The following is a 23447-nucleotide window of genomic DNA, read 5'->3' on the forward strand; positions in this document are numbered from 1 at the left end:
TACGGCCGTACCCTCCCGCGCTGTGACATTTCCGTGCCGGGGGACGCTGGTGACCGTAGGGGCACGGGCACGGTGAACTGTGCCGCGTCGGCCGGATGGGAAAGCGTTGGGCCAGGGTGGGAAACCCCGTCGTACGCAGGCGCACGACGAGGAGCTGGGCAGAGCGGTCACGGCGGCGCAGCGGGGCGACGAGGCCGCCTTCGCCATCGCGTACCGGCTCGTCCAGCCCGGCCTCGTCGGCTACCTGCGCGGCCTCGTCGGCACCGAGGGGGAGACCGCGGAGGACGTCGCGGCCGAGACCTGGCTGGAGATAGCGCGGGACCTGGGGCGCTTTCGCGGGGACGGGGCGGGCTTCCGCGGCTGGACCGCGACGATCGCCAGGCACCGGGCCTTCGACCACCTGCGCAGACAGAAGACCCGGCCGCGCCCCGCCGCTCTCGAACAGGACGTGCTCGAACTGCCGGGCCCGCACGACACCCCCGAACAGGCCCTGGAGGAGATCTCCACCCGGCGGGTGCTCGACCTGATCGCCGAACTGCCCCGCGACCAGGCGGAGGCCGTCCTGCTGCGGGTGGTCGTCGGCCTCGACGGCCCCGCGACGGCCCGCGTCCTCGGCAAGCGCCCCGGCGCGGTCCGCACCGCCGCCCACCGCGGACTGCGCAGGCTCGGCGAGCGGCTCGGCGTCGACGGTGTGACGGATGAAGGCCCCGGCACGCTGGGGGAGTCGAGATGAACGCAGCCGAACCCTCGGGCCCCGGAGGTACGCGGGGCCGGCCTTCCCCCACCACCCTCGACGCGCTGCTGTCGTCGGCCGTGCGGTCCGACGCGGTGGACACGGACGCGCAGCGCCAGGCGGTCGCGGCGTTCCGCGCGGCCCGCGACGAGGGCGCACACCGCGCCCGAACCCGCCGCCGCGACGACTGGCGCCCGGCACCGCCGCGGGCTCTCAGCGGCTCCGCGGAGGCGTGAGCTCGTCGAGGCCGAGGGAGATGTCGAAGGGCACCGGCCGCCGCAGGACGCCTCGGAAGATGCCGGCGGGGGCGTACGCACCGGTGCGCCCGTCGAGCTCGCGATTTGCCCACCCTCTACAGCAGTTGACGACAAGAGCAGCCAGCTTTTGCAGCAAGCGTGTAGAGGGCGGCCGGTGGCAGCCGGTACGGGACCAGGCTGTGGTGCGTCACTTCGAGCGGTGCAGGTGCTAGCGGTAATGAGGATCTCGACTGTGGCTCAGGTGCAGAAAGTGCGCCTTCAGCCCTCAGGTCCGATCGGCGTCCTGGTTGTCACCCAACTGTTCGGCTGCGGCGTGGCAGATGGTGTGAGCGCAACGGGCAGCGCCGACTCTGGCTTGTCCCGTAGCGCGCGGTGTGCGCGCCGACGCCGTGGGGTTCAGCTTGCGCTCCTCTTACCTGCAGAACGGGCAGGCGCCATCAGACACTCGTCAGGCTGCATCCCGTGAATGCGTTGGCCGCGCGCCCAACTGTCCGGTCATACAGGCACTTCTGATTAGGCAGATTGCTCACGGAACTCTGGCACTCGGGCATAGGCACGTGCCGTGGCGAGGGCTCCAGCGATGTTCCTGTGGGCCTCGGTGTCGACGTCGTCGGATGCGGCGGCCAATAGGCGGTCGAGGGTCGGAACCGTGTCTGCCGCGTTGGGCCAGAGCGCGGCCAGCAGGTCCACTGCCGTTGTCCGGACATCCTTGTCCGTGTCCTCCAGCGCGGAGAGCAGGTATGTCGGTGCGGCCGGATCCGTGTCCCGCCAGGCGCGGTCTTTGAGCCGGGCGATGTGGACGGCCCGGCGCACGTCTGGAGCGGCAGCCGGGTCGTCGAGAGCATCACCGGTGGCGGGGTGCCCTGACCAATGGGTCAGGAGCTTGTCGACGGCATGCAGACGCACGCGCTCGGCGGGGTCCGTGAGCGCGTGCTGCAGGAGCAGGTCGCGGATGGTGGTGTCATCCGGGGACTTGGCGGTGATCGTCCACAGACACCTGCGCCTGACCTCAGCGTCGGGGTCGTCCACGGCGGCCCGCAGAATCGCCGCGCGCACGGTCCCCTCAGTGATCCGCCCGAGCACATCCCACCCCGCGATCCTGACTTCCGGACTCGCGTCCTCCTCGATTCGACGGCGGACGAACTCCGTGGCTTGTGCGCTTTGGCGGTCGGCGACGAAGTACGCCTGCAGCGCCGCACCTCGGGCCTGACCGTCAGGGTCCTCAATAGCGCGTTCGCGCAGCAGGGGCACGGTCGGGTCATCGACGGCAGTCCCTGGGAGCCAGTTCAGCGCGGAGGCGCGCACGAGGCCGTCCGGGTCGTGGACGGCACGGTCGCGCAGGAACGCCGTACGGTCGTCCCCGACCGGGCCAGCCAGGGCGAGGCCGAGCACCGCAGCGCGCCGAATCTGCTCTGACGCGTCCTCCGTCGCGAGGCGGCGCAAGTACCGTTTCACGTCCGGGTCTTCGGGCCACTGCCTGCCGATCCTGGACAGGACAACCGAGCGAGTGCCGAGCTCCGGATCTTCCTCGCCCCGGCGCAGGACCAGGCTGCGCACCGCCGGATCGTCGGGGTGCCTGGCGGCGAGGGCCGTGAGGATCTCGGCACGGTCGAGGTGACCGGGTGCCTCAGTGGCCAGGCAGAGAAGTCGGCGCCCGTCGGCGGAGTCGAGCTGTGTGCACCGGACCAGGGCGGCGGCGGCGCGCAGGTTCTCATAGCGTCCGTGGGCGCTGACCGCCAGCAGCCAGGGACGACTCGGGCTTAGTGAGGCGACCAGGTACGGCATCCAAGGACGGGACCAGTCGATCTGGGTTGCGCGGAGTAGGAGGGGCCGCCCCGACCAGTCCTCGCCCAGGCTTCGCAGCGCGCTCGTCAGGTCACCGTCGAGGGAATCGTTCCAGTAGTGCCGGTCCAGCCACACGTGTGCGGCGGCCGTCGCCACCCGTCGGTTGACGTCGCCCAATGTGCTCGTCCTGCGGACCTGGCCCAGGGCGCGCAGGGCCAGGGACGCGGGCGGGTGTTCGTCGAAGGATCGGGTGTCGGTGGGGCCGCGGTCCCGGTCGAGGATCGCCTCTACGAGCGCCCGTGCCGTGCGGGTTCCGTTCTGCGAAACGAGAGCGGTGACGAGGAGGATCACCTCATGCCACGACGGGTCGCCCATCCGGGCGTCGACCAGGTCACGGATCAGCTCCTCAGTGGTCAACTCGCGGGCATCGAAGCGGTGGACGATGTCGCGCGCGCTCAGATACTCCAGGAAGGTTCGGTGGACGAAGCCGTAGACCTCGCTGCCGTAGTGGCACAGGATGAAGTTCCGCTCGCGAAACTGTTGGATCATGGCGCGCGCTGTCCGTCGGGCGTCGCCTGTTGAAAGGTCCTGCTCGTCGCGCAGGTAGTCGGCGAAGACCTCCTCGATGTCGTCGCCGAGGATATGGTTCCCGGCGAGCCCGCCCGTACCTTCCTGCATGCGACGAGCCAAGTGTTCAAGCATCTCCAGGCGGTCGCGGTCGTCGAGCCGGATGACAGCACGGACGTCCTCGGGCAGGTCGAGGTGCTTGGACTCTTCGTCCCAACGGGCAACGAGGACGTCAACGGCCTGCTGGTAGACGTCCACGCGTTCACGGGGCAGGGCGCGGCGGCGCCCGATGATGGCCAGAATCGTCAGCAGGAGCGGATTTCCTGCCAGTTCGCGCACCTGCCGGGAGTGGTCAATGGCATCCAGGAGCCGGTCCCCGAGCCGCTCCGCGTGCTCGGCTTCGTGCGGGAGGGCCGCTGAGAACCAGCGACGCACGAAGTCGGTTGTCTGTTGCGGTGTGAGGGGCTGCAGCATGTGGTGGCGGAAGCCGGCGGCGTCGAGTGTGTGCCGGTCGTAGCCGACGCTGCGCGAGGTCACGATGATGCGTGCCTGCGGGTAGTGGGCAGCGAACCCTTGGATGCGGCGGGCCACCTCTGCCCGCGTCCTGGCAGTGAAGAGCTCGTCCAAGCCGTCGAAGACGACGAGGGCCCGGCCTTGTGCGAGACGGCGACTCAGCAACTCCGGATGCGGGGCGCGGCGTTCGTGCTCCCACACATGTGTGAGGAAGTCCTCGAAGGTGCGCTCTCGCCAGGTCGCGTCGGCGTAGCGGCGCAGTTCCACCACGACCGGCAGCAGGCCGGAGAGCGGGTGCAACGGTGCGACGGGCTGTGGTGTGGTGAGGTTGAGCAGCAAGTAGCGGGCAAGGGTGGATTTTCCTGAGCCCGGGTCGCCGAGCAGGACAAGGCGGGTGGCGCCGGGGGCGGCGAGTGTCGCCAGTAGGTCGGCAGTCGGCCCGCTCAGCGCGTCCCGGGCGCTCGCCCAGGTGCTGTCATCCACACCCAGGTCCGGCAACTCGCCTTGTTCGACCAGGCGTTGGCGCGGCTCCACGGGCAGGTCGAGGAGGGGTGGGTCGGCGCGCACGGTTGGGGGGACGAACACATCCCCGAGGCGGACGTGCGGATGCTCACCTTCGCCGGCCGGTATGAGAACCTCCAGGTCCAGACGGCCGTAGCAGTCCCGAAGCTGCCGCGCGTAGGCTGTTTCTGCCTCCTCTTCCTGGGCGGGCGTGAGCGAAGACCGGCCTGAGCGCGGTGACAGTGCGACGTAGGTGTGATGGATGCTGTAGGTCCTGCCGTCGTGGACCGAGCTGTATTTCCCGGCTGCGTTGTACGAGGCGTCGCGACCTGCGCCGACGGCACCTTGTCCGCGTGCTGCCACAGGAGGCGAGGGCTCGGGCCGGCCGATGCCGTCGGACTCTCCGGTCATGACTCCTCCGTAGGCGGCAGTTGGACGCGACTGCCCTCGCCTGTGGCGTTCCCCACGGCATCACGGCCGGCGGCGACAGCCCCCCGGCCGCGCGCACGGACTGCGCCACGGCGGGTGGACGGCTCCGAACTGTCCGTTGTGGGAACGGAGTCGGGCGGGCGCAGGGAGACGACCAACGCCACCACGCCGGCCACCGCCCCGACGAGGCTGGCCACCTGGTCCCCGATGTCGAGGCCTGCGAACAGGGCGGTACCTCCTAGTGCCAGAACGCACGCTCCGCACACGGCAGCCACGATCGATCTGAACAGGCTCCGTTCCCCGCGCCCCCGCACCCTTGCCCCCTCCGGCGATGCGACCGTGAGGCCACCACTATTCCACCGTGTCTGTTCCGCGACCAGAATTCCGCGCCGGTTACCCGCTTGTCAGCGGTCGGCGGTTCCCGGGGCTGCGACCCATTGGGCGGGTTGGCCGGTGAGGGAGGCGATCATGTCGAAGTCGCCGTCGTAGTGGAGGACAGTCAGCCCGTTGAGTTCAGCGGTGGCGGCGATGAGGAGGTCGGGGAGGGAGAGGGCGCGGTGGAAGCCTGCGTTGAGGGCGTGGCGTTGGGTTTCCAGGGCGCGGGTGAAGGCCCTGTCGTCGCAGGGGATGTAATCGAAGGCGTGCAGCCAAGTGCTGATCCGAGTGGCCTCGTGCGTGTCCCGCGCAGAGTGGATCATTTCGTACTCGGTGGGGGTGCACACGGCGAGGAGGTAGCGCTCGTGGAGGGGCTTGAGGACACCGCGGACGGTTGGCTTGGTCCAGCGGGCCAGAGCCGACTTGTCGATGAGATAGCGGTCTTGCATCAGGCGGCCTGAGTGTCTTCGTTCCGCGCGAGGGAGCCGTCCGCGTTGCGAGGGCCGGTGGTGTCGATGATGTCGCTGAAGTCGAACTCGCCGGCGTCCATGGCGTCGAAGCCTTCTTGGCGGAGATGGCGTTTGACCGCGTCCTCCATGGCCATGCGTACGGCCTTGGCTTTGGTCTTCGTGCCGTAGATACGCATGGCGGCGGCGACCATGTCGTCGTCGAGATCGATGACGGTACGTGCCATAGGGGCTCCTCGGGTCGCACGGTAGGTGACAGCAGAAATGATACCCCCGTAGCGTTGTCAGCGATATCATTTCGTCGGTAGTCATGGGCTCTGGTGTGCCCCGTCGACGTTTGCTGGACCTGCCCCAGGCCTTGTCCCGCTCAGGGGGTTCTCGCGAGTAGCACTACGCCCTCGCAGGCAAGCGTGTGGTGAGGCGGCTGGCTGGTACAGGCGGCGATTTGGAGGGAGGCGGGGGTATGGGCGCTGGAGGGGGATGGCGGGCTGCCGCCGCAGGCCAAACCGCCTGGTTGAGCGTGTCGACCGCAGCGCTCCGGCCGGTTGGCCATGCGTTGGCCATGTTGGTCATTCGACTCGTGCGTCGTACCAGGTCAGACTGGGTGGACCGAGCGACCGACCGGGGCCGCCACCCCCCACAGGAGAGGCCCCGGCCGGCACGCGGCACGAACCGCGTGCGGTCCGTACTTCCTTCAGCGCCGCGCGTGCGTTTTCTGTCACACCGCGCTGTGTCACCCGCTAGTTGCACGTTGTACAAACATGGACGTGGGCCCTGACGAGGCCGTAGCGTGCTGCTTCGCGCCGGGGCCGGGCGCAGATCTCCGAGTGGCAGGATTGAGAGAGTGCTGGGGGACGACGCGGAGCTGACCGCCGCGGTGCTTGCGGCGCAGGACGGGGACGAGACCGCGTTCCGGACTGTGTACCGCGCCGTGCACCCGCGGCTGTTGGGATACGTACGCACGCTGGTCGCCGAGCCGGACGCCGAGGACGTCGCCTCCGAGGCCTGGCTCCAGATAGCGCGCGACCTGGAGCGTTTCAGCGGTGACGCGGACCGGTTCAGGGGCTGGGCCGCGCGCATCGCGCGCAACCGCGCGCTCGATCACATACGCATGCGGGGCCGGCGCCCCGCGATAGGCGGCGACGAGTCCGAGCTGACCGGCAAGCCGGGCGAGGCGGACACCGCGGGGGAGGCGATGGAGTCCCTCGCCACCGGCGAGGCGCTCGCCCTGATAGCCAAGCTCCCGCAGGACCAGGCCGAGGCCGTCGTGCTCCGGGTCGTCGTCGGCCTCGACGCGAAGAGCGCGGCCCAGACCCTCGGCAAGCGCCCGGGAGCCGTCCGTACGGCGGCGCACCGCGGTCTGAAACGGCTCGCGGAACTGCTCGGCGCGGACGGCGCGGAGCCGACGGAGGCGCTGGGCGCCGTACCCCCTCAGAGAGAGCCGCGCGGGCGCGCGGTGACGTCCGCCGGTGTGACGCATTCGCGTACGCGGACGCAGAAGGACATGTGATGGCCGACGAGCAGTACCAGTGGCTGGACCGCGACGCGGCGGAGCGTCTGCTGCGCGGTGAGCCCCTCGAAGGCGTCGACCCTCACGTACGCGCACAGGCCGACAGGATCGCCCAGGCACTCGGCGCGCTGGCCGCCGACGACCGCGCGGCCGTTCCCGGAGCGGACGGTTCCACCGCCGCGTCCCAGGGTGCCGCCGCGCACCGGGCGCCGGACCAGACGCAGGACGAACTCCCGGGCGAGGCAGCCGCGTTGGCCGCTTTCCGCGCGGCGGGCCCCGGTTCGGCGCGGGCCGCCGCCACCCGCTCCGGCGCCTACGCGACGCCCGCCCACGAGGCCGCCGCGGGCGAGACCGTGCGTCTGGGGCGCGCGGGCGAGCGGCCGCGGCCCTCCCGCTGGGGCAGACCGGTGCGGTTCGGGCTGGCCGCCGCGCTCGCGGCGTGCATGGTCGGCGGTGTCGCCGTGGCGGCGGGCACGGGCGTGCTGCCCTCGCCGTTCGGCAGGCACGGCGACCCGGGCCCGGCCGCTTCCGCGTCGCCGGTCGCCACCCCCGAGGAGTCCCTGCCCACCCCGTCGGACGCCGCGGACAGTCCCTCCGAGGACCTCAACCCGGACGCCAGCAGCACGCCGGACGAGGAGCCGACCCGCCGGCGGGACAGCAGCCCGCCCCCCGAGGCCGAGGCCGGCGGCGACACCACGGGCAGCACGCGCAGGCCCGGCGGCGGCGAGACGCCGCGGGGTGACGACACCAGGAACTGGTACCGCAAGGCCGTGGCCGCCTGCCGCGCCTACCGCAGCGGCGAGCTCCAGGGCGAGAAGCGGCGCCGTCTCGAAGAGGCCGCCAAGGGACGCGCCCGCGTGGAGGAGTTCTGCGGCCGGGTGCTCGGCGGGCCCGGCGGCGGCAACGGCCACGGCGGCGGTGGCAACGGCGGCGGCAACGCGGGCGTCGGCAACGGCGGCGGTGACAACGGCGGCAGCGACGGCGGTGACGACGGAGACGGCGGCGGCGACGGCGGCGACGGCGGCGGTTCGAGCGGCGGCGGTGGCGAGGACGGCGGCGGTGAGGACGGCGGATCATCGGGCGGTGACACCGGCGGCGCCCCAGGCCCGCCCCCGGCGACCCCGTCCGTCCCGGGCACGGCCCCCACGCCCGCGTACAGCGCTCTGCCGCACCTGCCGTAGCCCCCGCGTGGCGCGATTCAGAGACCGGGTGTGACGTTTTTCGGCACGGTGGCGCAGTAAGTAGTGAGCCGACTGGTCATCGGCCCGCGCACGAGCCGGGGGTTCCCCCCGTACCTTCGGCTCCGTGCCACCAGCGTGGGCGGGATACGTTCCCCCGATCCCGCCCACGCTGATTTTCCGGCCACGTCGCGCAGCGCCGCACGCGCGGACCCGCGGAGCGCCTCACTTGTAGACGACGACCTTGTCGCCCTTGCGCACCTCGCCGAACAGCTTCGCGATCTTCTTCTCGTCCCGTACGTTCACGCAGCCGTGCGAGGCCCCGTTGTAGCCCCGCGCCGCGAAGTCCGACGAGTAGTGCACGGCCTGGCCGCCGCTGAAGAACATCGCGTACGGCATGGCGGTGTGGAACAGCGTCGAGACGTGGTGCCGCGACTTCCAGTAGACGCTGAAGGTGCCCTCGCGGGTCGGCGTGTATTGCGCGCCGAAGCGCACGTCCATCGTCGAGACGGCCTTGCCGTCGACCATCCAGGTCAGTGTGCGGCTGCTCTTGGCGATGCACAGGACGCGCCCGGTCAGACAGCGCGGATCCGGCTTCGCGGGCGGGATGCCGCCGCCCGCGTACAGCTCCAGGCGCGTCGGCTCGCGCGTCATGGCCCGCAGCCGCTGCCAGGTGACGGTGTCCACCGTGCCGGTGCGGGGCAGTCCGCGCTTGCCCTGGAAGCCCTTGACCGCGCCGGCGGTCGCCGGGCCGTACGTCCCCGTGGGGTTCTGCTGGAACCAGGCGACCTGGCGCAGCCTGGCCTGCAGCTCCCGCACCTGGCCGCCCCGCGCGCCCCGCGCCAGCAGCGTCTTCGGCGGCACGGTCGGTGTGGCCGGCCCGGTCCGTTCGGCGGGCCGCGAAGGCCCGGGTGTCCGGGACGGCTCCGTGCGGCCGGGTGTCGGGTCCGGCGCGGGCGTCACCGGGGCGGACGCGCCCGGCTTGTCGTCCGCGCCGCCCTCGCCCGACGCACTCGGCCGCCCGCCGTCCGTGTCGATCGCGGCGGCCTTGCACCCCGCGGCCAGCATCAGCACCGCCACGGCTCCCGCCGATATCGCGCCCTTGCCCATCACGCCCCCCGTGCTCCTGGACATCACTCCTGGAAGTGTTTCCCGGTTTGCCGCGAGTGACGCGTGCCGGTCGCGGGCGCAAGCTGGAGACATGACATACGAGTCGGAGTCCGGACTGCCCGTCGAGCCCGTCTACGGACCCGAGGCGCTGGCCGGCTGGGACCCCGCCGAGCGGCTCGGCGTGCCCGGCGCCTACCCGTACACGCGCGGCGTCTACCCCTCGATGTACACGGGCAGGCCCTGGACGATGCGCCAGTACGCGGGCTTCGGCACGGCCGCGGAGTCCAACGCCCGCTACCGGCGGCTGATCGAACAGGGCACGACGGGCCTGTCCGTCGCCTTCGACCTGCCGACCCAGATGGGCCACGACTCCGACGCCCCGCTCGCGCACGGCGAGGTCGGCAAGGTGGGCGTGGCCGTCGACTCGGTGGAGGACATGCGGGTCCTCTTCGACGGCATCCCGCTGGGCGAGGTCTCCACCTCGATGACGATCAACGCGCCCGCCGCGCTGCTGCTCCTCATGTACCAGCTGGTCGCCGAGGAACAGGGCGTCGACGCCGCGCGGTTGACGGGCACGATCCAGAACGACGTGCTCAAGGAGTACATCGCGCGCGGCACGTACATCTTCCCGCCGGGCCCCTCGCTGCGCCTGGTCGCGGACACCTTCCGCTACTGCGGGAGCGAGATCCCGAAGTGGAACACCATCTCGATCTCCGGCTACCACATGGCGGAGGCGGGCGCCTCGCCCGTGCAGGAGATCGCCTTCACCCTCGCCGACGGCATCGAGTACGTCCGTACGGCCGTCGCGGCGGGCATGGACGTGGACGACTTCGCCCCGCGGCTCTCCTTCTTCTTCGTCGCCCGTACGACGATCCTGGAGGAGGTCGCCAAGTTCCGTGCGGCCAGGCGCATCTGGGCCCGGGTGATGCGCGAGGAGTTCGGCGCGCGGAACCCCAAGTCGCTGATGCTGCGCTTCCACACGCAGACCGCGGGCGTCCAGCTCACCGCGCAGCAGCCCGAGGTGAACCTGGTCAGGGTCGCCGTCCAGGGCCTCGGCGCGGTCCTCGGCGGCACCCAGTCGCTGCACACCAACTCCTTCGACGAGGCCATCGCGCTGCCCACCGACAAGTCCGCGCGGCTGGCCCTGCGCACCCAGCAGATCCTCGCGTACGAGACGGACGTGACCGCCACGGTGGACCCGTTCGCCGGGTCGTACGTGGTGGAGAGCATGACGGACGACGTGGAGGACGCGGCCCGTGAACTGATGCGCCGCGTCGAGGACTTGGGCGGCGCGGTGCACGCCATCGAGCAGGGCTTCCAGAAGGGCGAGATCGAGCGCAACGCCTACCGGATCGCGCAGGAGACCGACTCCGGCGAGCGCGTCGTCGTCGGCGTCAACCGGTTCAGGTCCGCCGAGGAGGAGCCCTACGAGCCGCTCCGCGTCGACCCGGCCATCGAGGAACGGCAGGCGGCCCGCCTCGCCCGGCTGCGCGCGGAACGCGACCGGCGGGCGGTGGACACCGCACTCGCCGCGCTCCAGGAGGCGGCGAAGGGCGAGGCGAACGTCCTGCCCCCGATGAAGGACGCGCTGCGGGCGCGGGCGACGGTGGGGGAGGTGTGCGGGGCGCTGCGGGAGGTGTGGGGCGCCTACGTGCCCGCCGACACGTTCTGAGGGGGGGGCACCCCGCTGCCCTCAGGGCTGCGGCTGGAAGAAGTCCTTGATGATCTGGGCGAGTTCCTGGAGGTAGCCGGCCGTCGGCGGCTGCTGGGAGAGCTCGAACTCGACCTCGTTGGCGCCGTCCTTGCGGTGGAAGCGGAAGTCGACCTTGAGTCGCAGCCAGGCGATGACCGCGCCGATCACCACGATGTGGTCGGCGGACTCCGCGAGCCCCATCTGGTCGTCGGCCGGCGGATCGGCGAGCACGGGCGCGCTCACCGCGGCGCTGTCCTCGTCCGTGGCGAGCCGGGCGAGCACCGCGCGGGCGGCGCCCGCGTCCGCGGTGCCGAGCCGGGGCGGTTGAAGGCGCGCGGCCGCGAACAGCGCGTCGATGACGTCGGCGGCCTCCGCGGCGCTCGCCACCGGCAGCGGTGTCGGCGCCGCCCCGGTCAGGGTGTGGGTGATCTCCTCCAGGGCCAGGACGACGGTGCGGTCCGGCAGGCGGGCGAGGTCGGCGGTGCTCATGGTCTGCTCTCTCCAGGGCTGGTGGGGGCCGGTCGGTGGAGCCGGTCGGGGGTTCACCGCCAGTCGCCGAGCGGGATGAAGCCCGCCCAGTGGTAGGGGTGCGCGAGCCAGGGCCGTTCGGCGTCGGTCATCAGCCGCCGCTGGGCGTCCCGCAGCGCGCGCCACAGCGGCACGCCGGCCATCCGCTCGCGCGCGATGCCGTCGAGCAGCTCGGCCGAACTGTGCTGGTTCACCCGCCAGACGGGGGCAACCACGGTCTTCGTGCCCTCGCGGAACAGCGCCTGCGTCAGGCCCGTGAAGTCCTCGCCGAGGTGCGCGGGATCGTGCCAGCCCGCCGAACAGGCGCGCAGGACGACCGTGTCCGGGGTGGTGGACGTGGTGCCGATGTCCCCGGCGCGGAGCAGGAACGGCAGCGCGTCGGGCAGTGCGGCGCTCGTGTGCATGCTGGCGTGCGCGTGGCCGTCGGTCAGGATCAGCGCGGCGTCGCCGGGCTCGCCGTCGCCCGAGTGGCCGTGGCAGGCGATGTACGCGAGGTCGTGCTCGCCCAGGGCCTTCAGGACGCTGCGCGGGGTCGCCGCGGTGCCGGTCAGGACGGTCGTGCGGGGCCCTTCGAGCGCCTCGGGCACGGAGTCGTCGAAGCCCTGGACGGTGTCCGTGGCCGCCAGGTCCTCCAGCGAGGCGACGTCGACGCGCAGGACGCGTTCGGGACGTGCGGGCCGGTCCAGGAGCAGGTACTCCAGGGTGGACACGCTCGGCGTGTAGACGAGGGCGGCCCGCTCGGCGAGGTGGCTGCCGTCGGCCAGGCGCACCGCGTGCAGGGGCAGTACGGAGAGCGGCCCGTGCGGCGCGACGCACAGCAACTCCCGGCCCGCCAGGACGTCCTGGAATGGCAGCAGGTCGCGGAGCCCGTCCAGCGGGAGCGGCACCGGGCGGCGCGGATGGATCTTCGGGCGGGGCGGGAAGACCGTCGGATCGCCGTCGACGGTGCGCCGGATCGTGTCGGCCGCGCCGTGCAGGGCGCTGCGGGTGGTGGGCACGGGGTAGACGCGCAGACGGCGCTCGCCGGAGGCGATCACGAAGCAGAAGCTGTGCCGCTCCCCGATGAAGTACGAGGCGAGGACGAGCCCTTCGGCGGGCGCGTGCGCCTCGACGAGATCGAACGCGCCGTCCAGGCCGATGCCCTCGGCGAGCCGCAGCCGCGCGTGGCGGGGCACGGCCCGGCCGATCTCGGCGGCCTTCTCGGCCAGCGACCGCCGCATGCCGTCCAGTAGCGCGGTGCCCCGCGCCTGCCCGCGTCCCGGCTCGGCGCGGTCCGCCTCGCGCAGCAGCCTGCGGATGCCGGGCAGCAACCCGGCCTCGGACGCGAGGAGTTCGGGATCGACGTACACGGAGGCGGGCCGGGGTAACGGCAGCCGCGACCGGTCCTCCACGATGCCCCGGGACTTGACCTCCTCGTGCAGTTCGAAGGCGAGCCACGGGGCGGCGCGGTGGTCGGGCAGTCGCAGCTGCTCCGCGTCCTCGCCGAGCAGCAGGGCGAGCAGTTCCTCGTGGACGGGCAGGGTCTGGCCCGCCCACTCCTGCCAGGAGTACGCGCCGTGGTCGTTCGCGCGCTGCCCGAGCAGCAGCCCGCGGCACTCCCACAACTGGTCGAAGGCCTCCTGGCGCCGGGCGGGCCGGGCGGCGAGCAGACGGGCGAGGGCCAGGCGCATGCCGACGGTGTCGCCGGACCTGTCGTGGCGTTCGGCGGCGGCGAGCGTGGCGCGCAGATGGCGCTCGGCGGCGGCGGGGCCGTGCGCGGCGGCGAGGAGGTCGGCGACGGGCAGACAGAGATCGCGTACGACGTACCAGGCGTCTTCCGCCAGGGCGGCTGTGTACAGCTCGGTCAACTCGGCCTCGTACAGCCCGCGTTCGCGGTCGGTGGGGGCGATCCTGGCCAGCCGCTGCAGGGCCAGCAGGCGTACGCGGGTCAGGGCGACCCGCACCTGGGGGATGGTCGCGTTGGAGACCCGCACCCGGTGGCAGACGAAGGCGAGGGACTCTCCCAGGTCGTTCCCCCGCGCGCCCAGGACCCCTTCGGCCGCGGCCCGTTCGAAGGGGGCGAGGGCGCGGGGCGGCAGCCGGAGCGGGTGGGGCTCGTCGTCATCGGCGGCGCCGGTCGTCATGACCAGCGCGTCCCGCAGGCAGTCGACGGCGTTCGCCGGATCGCCGTCGAGCACGGCCAGGTCCGCCAAGCTGAGGAAGGCCTCGCCCACGCTGCCCCACAGATGCCTGCCCGCCGAGTCGAACAGGCACAGCACGAGCCAGTGGGCCGCCTCGCCGAGCCGTGCCTCACGCTCGTGGCCGCCCTCGGGGGCCTCGGCGGCCTCGCGCAGCAGGGACTTGGCGACCAGGTGGCGGATCTGGGGGAGCTGCGGGGCCGCCTCGGCGTCGGTCCTCGCGGTCTCGGCGAGCAGGATCTGCCGGGACTCGCGGTGACGGCCGCGCGCCGCCGTGCAGCGGGCGAGCCACAGGGTGAGCTGGCGCCGCCGGTCCCCGGTGCCGTCCCCGGCGGCTTCGGCGAGCAGCTGCCGGAACGTGCGCACCGCCGCGCCGTACGCCCCGACGCCCTCCCACGCGCGGGCCTGGAGCTCCCGCAGTTCGGGCTCCGACAGCGGGGGCCTGGCCCCGCGCTCCCGCAAGGTCTGTACGGCGTCCAGGTGGTCGAGCGCCTCCTGGTACCGCACGTCCTGATAGACGCAGAGCGCGGCGAGCTGGGTGTGGGCGTTCGCCGCGTCGTGCGGGGACGCGGCGGGGCGGCCGTGGGCCCGGACGAGCGCGTGGTTGAGCACACGGCGCACCTCGGCGCGGTCGCCGAGGTCGGCCATGGCGGCGGCCAGCGCGAGGTAGGCGGGCAGCAGGGACCGGTCGTCGCCGGCCGCCTCCTGGAGCGCGACGGCGCGCGAGGCGTGGAACAGGGCGCGGCGGGCCTGCTTCCGCTCGACCAGCGCGCGGGCCCAGTTGCACAGTCCCGTGAGCCGGTCCGGCGGGCTCTCGCTCAGCGGGGTGAGCGCGGCGAGCAGGTCCTGCTTGACCGTGAACTCCCGCTCCACGAGGCAGGGTTCGTCCATGAGCGCGAGGGCTTCCCGTACGGGCTCGTCGGGCAGCAGGGCGCGGTGCGCGCGCAGCGTCCGGTGGGCGGCGAGCATGCCGGGGGCCCGGGCGGCCAGGGTGAGGAGGGCGAGGAAGTCGGCTGGCGGCGCGGGGAGTTGAGGGGTTCGGGGTGGTACGGGTGGGGCTGCGCTTCCGGGTGGGGCTGCCGTGTCCGAGGAGCGCGTCCGGTACGGCGGAGCCGGAACCGTCGTGCTCGGCGGGGCGTCCACCGCGTCGGCCGTCTCGGCCGTCTCCGCCGTGAGCCCGGACAGGCAGAGCTGGGCCAGGAACTCGTGCAGCTCCGCCATGCGGGGCAGGTATCCGCTGCCTTCCGACTCGTCCGCGCCCGGGTCCGAGTCCGTGCCTGAGTCCGCGCCCGCGCCCGCGCCCGCGTCCGAGTCCGCGCCCGCGCTCTCCTTCAGGGCGTCCATCCACCGCAACAGCCCCGCCGCCGCATCCCGTTCGGCCGGGGGGATGCGGTCCAGGAGCGTCAGCACCTCGTCGAACGTCGCGGCCGACATCAGCCGGACGACGGCCGACGCGGCCGTCTCACCGAGCTGTGCCATCGAGAGCCTCCATGAGCGCCGCGGCGCGGGCCGCCGCCTCCGGATCGTCGGTCTGTCCGGCGCAGCGCCGCGCGTGGCCCAGCGCCTCGTCCCGCAGTCCGCTCCGCGCGAGCGACTCGGCGACGGAGCACAGGTCGAGGGGGTCCATGTCCGGTTCGCGCGCCACCTCGTCGCTCAGTTCCCGTACCGCGTCCAGCTCTTCCGTATGCGCGTTGTACGAGATCCAGCTGGCGAGGAACGGCGAGCGGTAGTCGCCGCACATGGCCCGCCGCTGGATCCGGTCGAGGGCACGGTGCAGCGTCTCCTCGTCGCCGTGCGCGATGTCGTCGGAGATGACGTACCACTCGGACTCGGCCTCGCGGCGGCGCAGCACGCGTTCCTCCAGCGTGGCGGCGCGGGCCTCCCTGAGCGCGGGCGAGCCGGGATCCTCCGCGCGCAGTGCGGCGAGCGCGTCGCGCCGCAGTGGCGCGGGCAGGCTGGAGCGGGCGATCCGGACGAACATCTCCAGGGCCGAGATCCGGCCGGGTGCCGCCGCCATCACCCGGGTCATGATCTTCGCGGCCTCCCAGAACGGCGGGATGGCGTCGTCCAGTTCACCGAGGGCGCACAGCGTCCGCGCGTGCAGGAGCAGGGTCTCGGAGGGCACCGCCGCCTCGGGCGGAGCCGTGGCCGTGGCCTCGGCCCAGGCGGCCGCGCGCAGCACCAGGAACTTCCGTTCCAGGGCGTGCAGTTCGAGGGCCCGGTCCACCCAGGCGACGCGCCGCTCGATCCGTCGCAGCCAGCGGGTGCTGAGCCCGTCGCCCCGCTCCGCCAGGATTCCGGCGGCCCGCGCGAGCACCGTGCGCGCCGTCCCCGGCCGTCCCGCGTGGACGAGCGCGGTGGCGAGGTCGGCGCGGACCGGCACGTGCTCGGGCCGCTCCTCGACCAGCCGGGACAGGATGAGCAGCGCGCCGAAGGGCATGCCGCACTGGAGGTGGGCGAGGCCGAGGAGGTACGTCCCCTCCCGGTGCTCGTCGGCGTGCTCCTCGAAGTACTCCAGGAAGCGGACCCGGTCCGTCATGCCCGAGCCGACGGCCATGAGGAGCGTCAGGTGTTCCCTGGGCAGCGACTCCGCCGCGAACGGCACTTCCCAGGAAGGCAGTGATCGCCCCATCGCACCCCCGTGCGCGTCGCCCGGCGTACCGGACGCACCCCTTTTGGCCCGGTTCCGTAGACCGCATGGTCCGCGCTCCTGGTACCCGGCGCAAGGGTGCGTCGGGTACCGGCAGGGGTGCGGTGTCCGGACGTCGGACAGGCGTGCCCGATGTCGTATGCGCGTGCGAGACTCCGGCCATGCTGGGTGTCATCGATCTACCGACCTATCTCGCGGGCCTCGTCCTGATCGTCCTGTTGCCGGGACCGAACTCGCTGTACGTGCTCTCCGTCGCCGCGCGCCGGGGCATACGCACCGGGTACACCGCGGCCGCGGGCGTCTGGTGCGGTGACACCGTGCTGATGACGCTGTCCGCGGCCGGTGTGGCCTCGCTGCTCCAGGCCAACGCGGTGCTCTTCGGGATCGTGAAGTACGTGGGCGCCGGGTATCTGACCTGGCTCGCGGTGGGCATGCTGCGGGCCGCCCTCGGGATGTGGCGCTCCCGGCGCGAGCGGCTCGCGGACGTGGATCCGGCGGACGGCGGGGCCGAGGGCGCGGCCGAGCGCCCGTTCCGCAGGGCGCTGGTGATCAGCCTGCTCAACCCGAAGGCGATCCTGTTCTTCATCGCCTTCTTCGTGCAGTTCGTCGATCCCGGCTACGCCTACCCGGCGCTCTCCTTCGTGGTGCTCGGGGCCCTCGCGCAGATCGCGAGCTTCCTCTACCTCACGGCGCTGATCTTCAGCGGCACCAAGCTGGCCGCCGCCTTCCGCCGCCGCAGGCGGCTCTCGGCGGGTGCCACCTCGGCGGCGGGCGCGCTGTTCCTCGGCTTCGCGGTGAAGCTGTCGCTCAGCAGCGTCTGAGCGCGGGCCGCCGCGGCGGCTCAGTGGTGCCAGGCCGTTCCGCCCACGTTGTGGATCATGCGTTGCAGGGTCTTGAGCGTCCGGACGTACTCCTCGTCCGAGACGCCCTCCCTGATCTCCGCGAGGATCTGCCGCTGCCGCTCGGCCGCGCGTTCGCGCACCGCCCGTCCCTCGTCGGTCAGGGCGATGCGGCCCGCGGTGTCCTCGGTGATCAGGCCCCGGTCGTGCAGGGCTGCGATGTCGTGCAGCAGGGGGCCGTCGCCGGTGTCCAGGTAGCCGCGCAGGATCGCGACGACCTCGTCGCGGCCGCGGCCGCCGTCGGGTGCGCCGTGCAGCTGCCCCATCACCCACCACTGGGGCTGGGTGAGGCCGAGCTCGGCCAGGTTGGTGCGGATGTGGTGGACCACGGCGCCGCCAGCGGCCGAACTCCAGTATCCGATGGGCTGGTTGAGGAGTTCCGCGTCACTGTGTGAGTACGTGAAGGTCGTCATGGCCACGAAGGTAGGACCTCAAGTCGACTTGAGGTCAACCTCCGAGCCGGGCGTCCAGATACTCCCGCGGTCCCGTCGCGTCCGCGCCCGCCCAGCCCACGTACCCGTCGGGCCTGACCAGGAAGAGGCCCTTGCCGTAGGGCTCGTACGCGGGGACGCGGTGGGTGTGGACCGGCGCGGCGTCCAGGGGCGGGAGTTCCGCGTCCGTGCCCACCGCGAGGAGCGTCCAGTGCGGGCCGCGGAACGCGTCGAAGAGCCGTCCGCCCGCCGCGCCGTCGCAGGGTCCGTCGGGTGCCCGGTCGCCCGCCCGCAGCGCGTCGTCGGCCAGGCCCGTGCGGGTCTCCGCCGCGAGCGAGGACTCGCGGTAGCCGATGCCGAGCTGCTGGGTGGCCGCCCCGCGCCTGGTCTCGCCCCGGTGGATGCTGGTGGAGAGGCCCAGCATCCGCGCGGCGTTGGGCAGCCGCTCCTCCTCGTAGGTGTCGAGCAGGGCGTCGGGGGCGCCGTCGCGCAGGACCGCGCCCAGCTTCCAGCCGAGGTTGTAGGCGTCCTGGACGCTGGTGTTCAGGCCCTGTCCGCCGGCCGGTGAGTGCACGTGCGCCGCGTCACCCGCCAGGAAGACCCGCCCCGAGCGGAAGCGGTCGGCGAGCGCGGCGCGCGGGCGGAAGTCCGAGGCCCAGCGGACCTCGGTGACGTCGTCGGCGGACAGGTGCGTACGGGCGGCGACGACCTCGCGCACGCCCTGGAGGGAGAGGTCGGGCGTCGTCCCCACGGGGAACCGGGCGATCAGCTGGAAGTCCGGGATGCCGGGCAGCGGGCAGAGCGCCAGGTGGCCGCCGTCGTCGACGGGCGGGAACATGTGCCAGTTGTCGCGGTCGAGCCCTCGGACGAGGACGTCCGCGACCAGGACCGGCTGCGGGTCCACGGTCTCGCCCGTCATGGCGATGCCGAGCGCCCTGCGCAGGGTGGAGCGGCCGCCGTCCGCCGCCACCGCGTACGCCGCGCGCACCGACGTGCCCGTCGAGAGGCCGACGGTGACGCCGTCCCCGTCCTGCGTCAGGTCCGTCACCGCCGTGCCGAACGCGACGTCGCCGCCCAGCTCCCGAAGCCGCGCGAACAGGATCTCCTGGGTGCGCCACTGGGGGAGCATCCACGGTCCCGCGTACGGTGCGTCCCCGGTCGGCTCCGCCACGTCGAACATCCGTTGCTCGCCCTGCCGTTCGCCGTCGCGCCACACCATGCCGACCGGGTAGGGGCCGCCCGCCGCGAGCACCGCGGCGCTCACCCCGAGGTCGTCGAAGACCTCCATGGTGCGGGGCTGGATGCCCTTGCCCCGCGAGCCGGGGAAGAGGGCGGGCGCCTTCTCGACGACGAGGGCGGGCACGCCGCGCCGCGCCAGGTCGCAGGCGAGGGCGAGTCCGCTGGGTCCGGCGCCCGCGATGAGGACACCGGTTTCCTTAACGTTGTTAAGTTCCATGGGTCAGAGCGTGCGCTTAACGGTGTTAAGTTGTCAAGGTGGCTACGACGAAGCTGGACCGCGCCCTGGTGGCGCGCACCGCGCTGGACCTGCTGAACGAGACCGGACTCGAAGGGCTGACCCTGCGCGCCATCGCCCAGCGTCTGGACGTCAAGGCGCCCGCGCTCTACTGGCACTTCAAGGACAAGCAGGCGCTGCTGGACGAGATGGCGACCGAGCTGATGCGGCGCATGAGCGAGGAGTTCCTCGCCGACCCCGACCCCGACTGGCGGGTGGCGCTCACCGGCTCGATGGGCGGCTTGCGTGCGTACCTGCTGCGTTACCGCGACGGCGCCAAGGTCTACAGCGGCACGCACTTCACCGACACGTCGTACGGCGCGCCCATGGAGGCCCATCTGCGGGTGCTCACCGAGGGGGGCTTCACCCCGGCCGCGGCCGCGCGGGCCTGGTTCACCGTGTACAGCTACACCATCGGGTACGTCATCGAGGAGCAGGCCACGGGCCCGGATCCGGCCCGTGGCGACGAGGGGTACGACCTCGTGGCCCGCGCCGCGCGCCTGGCCGCGTACCCGCTGGCCGCGGCCGCGGGCGAGGAGGTGTTCCGCGACCACGACCGCGGCTTCGAGGCGGGACTCGCCGCGGTCGTGGCGGGGATCGGCGTGACGCTCGGGGCTACCGGCTCCGGCTGAGCGCCGTGCGGATGAGCGGGGTCAGCCGCTGCTCCACGAGGCGGTGCAGGAGCCAGGCGAGGAGCAGCATCGCGGCGATCGTCAGGGCGAACGTCGCGTACGAGGGCAGGCCCAGCTTGCGGTGCAGCGCGGCCACCGTCACCCAGCCCAGGTGCTCGTGCACCAGGTAGAACGGGTACGTCAGCGCGCCCGCCACGGTCAGCCAGCGCCAGTCGGCGCGGTGCAGGTACCCGAGGGCGACCAGGAGCACCGCGACGAAGCCCGCCGTGACGATCGCGATGATCACGGACGACGAGCGGTAGGAGAAGAAGTCCGGGTTCGGCGCGTGCCAGAGCCCGGCGACCGCGTAGTGCTGGCCGATCAGCCAGCTCACCCCGACGATGCCCCACGCGGTGGCGTCGCGGCGGTCGCGGTGCAGCAGGTAGATGCCGATGCCGCCGATGAAGAACGGCGCGTACTCCGGCATCAGGACCAGGTCCAGGAGCGGCTGGTTCGCCGCCTCGGCGATCGCCGCCGCCAGGGTCCAGCCCGCGCAGAACAGCACCACGCGGGCGCGCGTCGCGCCCGGCATGACGACGCAGAGCGCGAACAGGGCGTAGAAGCGCAGCTCGGCCCAGAGGGTCCAGCAGACGCCGAGGACCCGGTCGGCGCCCAGCGGCTGCTGGAGCATGGTGAGGTTCACCAGCGCGTCGCTGGGCGAGACCGCGGCGTAGGTGACCACCGGCAGCGCGAAGACCGCCGTCACCAGGACGATCGCCGCCCAGTAGGCGGGCAGCAGGCGCGAGGTGCGGGAGGCGAAGAAGGAGCGCAGCGGGCGGCCCCAGCCGCTCATGCAGATGACGAACCCGCTGATCACGAAGAAGATCTGGACGCCGAGGCAGCCGTAGGCGAACCAGCCGCTCGCGGTCGGGAACTGGTCGGCGGGGGAGCTGCCCCAGGCCCGGGAGATCTCACCGTCCCGGCCGCCGTAGTGGTAGGCGGCGACCATCAGGGCCGCCACCAGCCGCAGTCCGTCCAGGGCGCGCAGCCGCGGGCGGGCCCGGACGGGCGGCGGGGCGGCCGGAGGTGCGCCGGACGTGCTGTCCGCTCCCGGTGAGACCTTCGGGAGCGTGGGTGCCGGAGTGGTCATCCGAGCGCGGTCCTCTTGATGGTGCGCTGCACCGAGCGGGCCCGGCGGGCGACCCGGCGTACCGTCGCGTTGCGCGGGATGAAGGCGAGCTGGGAGGGGAGCGCGCCGGGCAGGGCGAGCGCGGTGAGGCGGCGCCGCTTGAAGTAGCGCCAGGTGTGCGCGTCGAGGCGGGTGGCGAGGTGCCGCTCGGCGTCGGGGCGCAGGCCCGGGTAGATCTGCGGCTGCATCGCGAAGCCGACGGCCTTCAGGAGCTGGGTCAGCTCGGCGACCCCCATGCCGGTGCGCTGCTCGGTGACCGCGGTGCGGTCGGTGAGCTCGGGCAGCAGCGCGTCGACGATGGTCACCGGGACGCGGTTGCTGTTCTGGTAGGGCGCGAGGCGCTCCAGGAGCAGGTCGGTGCCGGTGCGCGCGGCGGGCAGGCCGTAGAGCGCGGACGCGGTGAGCAGGGCGGTGGAGAAGCAGCCGACGACGAGCGCGGGCCGCATCCGCTGGTAGAGCACCTCGGCGAGCACCGGCGTGTCCAGGACGGTGAGTTCGACGCCCATCGTCCGCGCCGCCTTCTCCAGGGAGCGCGACCAGCGGGCCGGGGCCGTGGGGTGCGGCTTGAACACCACGCGGGTGTGGCCGAGGTCGGCGGCGCCGCGCACCATGCGGATGTGCAGCTCCTCCTCTTCCTCGGCGGTCAGGATGGAGAGCGCGGAGAGGTACTGGCCGAGGACCAGCGCGGGCGCCTCGATCTCGGACAACTCCCGCTCGTCCTCTGCGAGTTCGCCGAGCACCTTGAGGAACGTCTCGGTCGGTACGACCTCGGGGGCGACGTCGAACTCGGTGAGCAGGAGCGGGGTGAGTCCCGGCACCAGGTCCAGGTGGAGCAGGCGCCGCACGCGGGTGCCGACCAGCGGGTCGATCTTGTTGCGGGTGGGGCCGTAGCTCATCAGGCCGTCCGCGTACACGTCCACGGGCGCGCCGGTGAAGATCTGCGCGAGGGCCAGGGCCGGGTTGACCTGGATCGACTCCACGGCCAGTTCGACGTCGTCGTCACCGAGGTCCCAGAGCAGCCGGACGTAGCGCTCCCACAGCACGACGTCGTCGCCGCGCGGGGCCCAGCCGCCGGGATGGAAAGGGGAGATGGCCTCGTTCCAGGAGCGCACCTCGTCGAACCGGCCGCGCAGCCGCTCGAACCCCGGCATCTCGTCCAGCGGCGTCGTCGTCTCGGGCGTCGCCGCGTTGTTGCTGACGAGCAGGACGCGCCGGTGGGCCGGGCCGAAGCGCTCGGCGTCCAGGGCGGCGGCCAGCGTCGCGACGCCGTACAGGGTCGACGCGAGGAAGATCTGCGTCGTACGGGGCTTCGCCATTACGCGGCCACCTCCGCCGACACCGGGCGCCTGCGCAGCCTGCGAAGGCGGGTGGCCCGTTGTATGTCCATGGAGTCGAGCGCGTCGTCGAGGACGCCCTGCGGCATCCGCTTCAGCGCGGCCGCACTCATTGACTTCAATTTGCGCGCCACGGATGGCTCGAACCTTTCGATGGATCCCAAATGGTGGGAGATGATCGCACAGTAAGTCCGCACGGCCTTCGGCAGCAGTTCGTCCGCGTCACGGTCCGCCGCGGTTTCCCGAACCACCTGGTCGAATGCCTTGATGAAATCGAGCTGTCGTACGTCGCCGATCTGCGTGAGCGAAGAGGCGACGCCGCGCCGGTAGAACACCCCGAGAAGTCCCACCACGGCGAACGACCGTGCCTCGCGGTGCAGCCGCCAGATCCAGGGCCGGTCCTCGGCGGTGCGCAGCCCGTCGGTGAAGTGCAACAGGCCGGCGTCGGCGAGCCTGCGGTGGTAGACGCCGGCCCAGGCGTAGGCGTAGTCGACGGACGTCGAGCGGTCGGCGGGCAGGATCACGTCGCGCGGATCGAGCACCTCGTTGCGCCTGCCGTGCGGCACGCGGTGGACGGTGCGGGCCCGGCCGGTGCACTGCACATGGTCGGTGCGCACGAAATCGCAGCCCAACTCCTCGATGGCGCCCACCAGTTGGGTGAAGTAGCCGGGAGCGAGCCAGTCGTCACCGTCCAGGAAGGTGAGGTACTCGCCGCGCGCCGCGTCGAGACCCGTGTTGCGGGCGGTCGCCAGGCCGCCGTTCGTCTCATGTCTGAGATGGACGGCGCCGGGGAGTTCGCGCGCGGCACGCTCCAGGATGTCCGGTGTCTCGTCGCGCGAACAGTCGTCGACGAGAATGAATTCGAAGTCGTCACGTGCGTTCGCACGCAGACTCCTCAAGGTGTCGGGCGCGTATTGCTGCACGTTGTAGAACGGCACGATGACGGAGAGCTTAACCACGTGGGTGACGTTAGGTGTCGGCCCGTCATTCGGGTCGA

The 23447-nt window shown here is 72.5% G+C and carries 19 protein-coding genes and 1 pseudogene; 7 read left to right on the forward strand and 13 right to left on the reverse strand.

Going from position 1 to position 23447, the window contains the following annotated elements:
• Window positions 1–106 precede the first annotated feature (106 nt).
• Both ACIO9J_RS06310 and ACIO9J_RS06315 read left to right on the forward strand, forming a co-directional pair.
• On the forward strand, window positions 107–733 hold the full coding sequence (locus ACIO9J_RS06310) for an RNA polymerase sigma factor (protein WP_401993434.1): 627 nt from the start codon (window positions 107–109) through the stop codon (window positions 731–733).
• Window positions 730–969 (forward strand): hypothetical protein, encoded by a 240-nt coding sequence (locus tag ACIO9J_RS06315; RefSeq protein ID WP_401993437.1) that lies wholly within the window; start codon window positions 730–732, stop codon window positions 967–969. The genes ACIO9J_RS06310 and ACIO9J_RS06315 overlap by 4 nt, the downstream gene beginning before the upstream one ends.
• Here the strand turns inward: ACIO9J_RS06315 and ACIO9J_RS06320 are convergent.
• The 4 genes and pseudogenes from ACIO9J_RS06320 to ACIO9J_RS06335 all read right to left on the reverse strand — a co-directional run.
• A pseudogene (locus tag ACIO9J_RS06320) lies at window positions 947–1069 on the reverse strand (Uma2 family endonuclease); the annotation flags it as partial. The gene ACIO9J_RS06315 and the pseudogene ACIO9J_RS06320 overlap by 23 nt on opposite strands.
• 434 nt (window positions 1070–1503) lie before the next feature.
• On the reverse strand, window positions 1504–4767 hold the full coding sequence (locus tag ACIO9J_RS06325; protein ID WP_401993440.1) for an NACHT domain-containing protein: 3264 nt from the start codon (window positions 4765–4767) through the stop codon (window positions 1504–1506).
• 422 nt (window positions 4768–5189) lie between these two features.
• Complete coding sequence (locus ACIO9J_RS06330) at window positions 5190–5609, reverse strand: PIN domain nuclease (RefSeq protein ID WP_401993443.1); 420 nt, start codon at window positions 5607–5609, stop codon at window positions 5190–5192.
• Window positions 5609–5854 carry a type II toxin-antitoxin system VapB family antitoxin gene (locus ACIO9J_RS06335; protein WP_401993446.1) on the reverse strand — a complete coding sequence of 82 codons (246 nt, stop codon included), beginning with the start codon at window positions 5852–5854 and terminating at the stop codon, window positions 5609–5611. The genes ACIO9J_RS06330 and ACIO9J_RS06335 overlap by 1 nt, the downstream gene beginning before the upstream one ends.
• Window positions 5855–6471: 617 nt before the next feature.
• Here ACIO9J_RS06335 and ACIO9J_RS06340 point away from each other — a divergent pair.
• Both ACIO9J_RS06340 and ACIO9J_RS06345 read left to right on the forward strand, forming a co-directional pair.
• The gene (locus ACIO9J_RS06340) at window positions 6472–7137 is read left to right on the forward strand and encodes an RNA polymerase sigma factor (RefSeq protein ID WP_401993449.1); all 666 of its coding nucleotides are present in this window, start codon (window positions 6472–6474) and stop codon (window positions 7135–7137) included.
• The gene (locus ACIO9J_RS06345) at window positions 7137–8318 is read left to right on the forward strand and encodes a hypothetical protein (protein ID WP_401993452.1); all 1182 of its coding nucleotides are present in this window, start codon (window positions 7137–7139) and stop codon (window positions 8316–8318) included. Before ACIO9J_RS06340 ends, ACIO9J_RS06345 begins: the two co-directional genes overlap by 1 nt.
• Window positions 8319–8540: 222 nt before the next feature.
• Here ACIO9J_RS06345 and ACIO9J_RS06350 read toward each other — a convergent pair whose 3' ends face one another.
• On the reverse strand, window positions 8541–9449 hold the full coding sequence (locus ACIO9J_RS06350; RefSeq protein WP_401993455.1) for a L,D-transpeptidase family protein: 909 nt from the start codon (window positions 9447–9449) through the stop codon (window positions 8541–8543).
• A gap of 67 nt (window positions 9450–9516) precedes the next feature.
• Between ACIO9J_RS06350 and ACIO9J_RS06355 the strand changes: the two genes are divergently transcribed.
• The gene (locus ACIO9J_RS06355; RefSeq protein WP_401993458.1) at window positions 9517–11097 is read left to right on the forward strand and encodes a methylmalonyl-CoA mutase; all 1581 of its coding nucleotides are present in this window, start codon (window positions 9517–9519) and stop codon (window positions 11095–11097) included.
• A 21-nt stretch (window positions 11098–11118) separates the two neighbouring features.
• Here ACIO9J_RS06355 and ACIO9J_RS06360 read toward each other — a convergent pair whose 3' ends face one another.
• The 3 genes from ACIO9J_RS06360 to ACIO9J_RS06370 are packed head-to-tail and all read right to left on the reverse strand — an operon-like array spanning window position 11119 to window position 16455.
• A complete protein-coding gene (locus ACIO9J_RS06360) occupies window positions 11119–11607 on the reverse strand; it encodes a hypothetical protein (protein WP_401993461.1) in 489 nt (162 codons plus the stop codon).
• A gap of 53 nt (window positions 11608–11660) precedes the next feature.
• A complete protein-coding gene (locus tag ACIO9J_RS06365; protein ID WP_401993464.1) occupies window positions 11661–15302 on the reverse strand; it encodes a CHAT domain-containing protein in 3642 nt (1213 codons plus the stop codon).
• Window positions 15286–16455: a hypothetical protein gene (locus ACIO9J_RS06370; protein ID WP_401993467.1), complete on the reverse strand. Its 1170-nt coding sequence runs from the start codon at window positions 16453–16455 to the stop codon at window positions 15286–15288. The genes ACIO9J_RS06365 and ACIO9J_RS06370 overlap by 17 nt, the downstream gene beginning before the upstream one ends.
• Window positions 16456–16634: 179 nt before the next feature.
• Here ACIO9J_RS06370 and leuE point away from each other — a divergent pair, with 179 nt between their 5' ends.
• Window positions 16635–17294, forward strand: coding sequence for a leucine efflux protein LeuE (leuE, locus tag ACIO9J_RS06375; protein WP_401993470.1), 660 nt, complete (start codon window positions 16635–16637; stop codon window positions 17292–17294).
• 20 nt (window positions 17295–17314) lie between these two features.
• Here leuE and ACIO9J_RS06380 read toward each other — a convergent pair whose 3' ends face one another.
• Together ACIO9J_RS06380 and ACIO9J_RS06385 are read right to left on the reverse strand one after the other, a co-directional pair.
• Entirely contained in the window at window positions 17315–17785 is a 471-nt protein-coding gene (locus tag ACIO9J_RS06380) for a MarR family winged helix-turn-helix transcriptional regulator (RefSeq protein ID WP_401993473.1), read from the reverse strand.
• A 34-nt stretch (window positions 17786–17819) separates the two neighbouring features.
• Window positions 17820–19259, reverse strand: coding sequence for an FAD-dependent oxidoreductase (locus tag ACIO9J_RS06385; protein ID WP_401993476.1), 1440 nt, complete (start codon window positions 19257–19259; stop codon window positions 17820–17822).
• 38 nt (window positions 19260–19297) lie between these two features.
• Between ACIO9J_RS06385 and ACIO9J_RS06390 the strand changes: the two genes are divergently transcribed.
• Window positions 19298–19948 carry a TetR/AcrR family transcriptional regulator C-terminal domain-containing protein gene (locus ACIO9J_RS06390; protein ID WP_401993479.1) on the forward strand — a complete coding sequence of 217 codons (651 nt, stop codon included), beginning with the start codon at window positions 19298–19300 and terminating at the stop codon, window positions 19946–19948.
• Here ACIO9J_RS06390 and ACIO9J_RS06395 read toward each other — a convergent pair.
• The 3 genes from ACIO9J_RS06395 to ACIO9J_RS06405 are packed head-to-tail and all read right to left on the reverse strand — an operon-like array spanning window position 19932 to window position 23409.
• Window positions 19932–21077, reverse strand: a complete 1146-nt coding sequence (locus tag ACIO9J_RS06395) for an acyltransferase family protein (protein WP_401993481.1) — start codon at window positions 21075–21077, stop codon at window positions 19932–19934. The two genes, ACIO9J_RS06390 and ACIO9J_RS06395, sit on opposite strands and share 17 nt — an antisense overlap.
• Window positions 21074–22432, reverse strand: coding sequence for an alpha-2,8-polysialyltransferase family protein (locus ACIO9J_RS06400; RefSeq protein ID WP_401993484.1), 1359 nt, complete (start codon window positions 22430–22432; stop codon window positions 21074–21076). The genes ACIO9J_RS06395 and ACIO9J_RS06400 overlap by 4 nt, the downstream gene beginning before the upstream one ends.
• Window positions 22432–23409: a glycosyltransferase family 2 protein gene (locus ACIO9J_RS06405; RefSeq protein WP_401993487.1), complete on the reverse strand. Its 978-nt coding sequence runs from the start codon at window positions 23407–23409 to the stop codon at window positions 22432–22434. The genes ACIO9J_RS06400 and ACIO9J_RS06405 overlap by 1 nt, the downstream gene beginning before the upstream one ends.
• Window positions 23410–23447: the final 38 nt, after the last annotated feature.

This window comes from Streptomyces sp. NPDC087300, assembly GCF_044744425.1.
GTDB lineage: Bacteria > Actinomycetota > Actinomycetes > Streptomycetales > Streptomycetaceae > Streptomyces.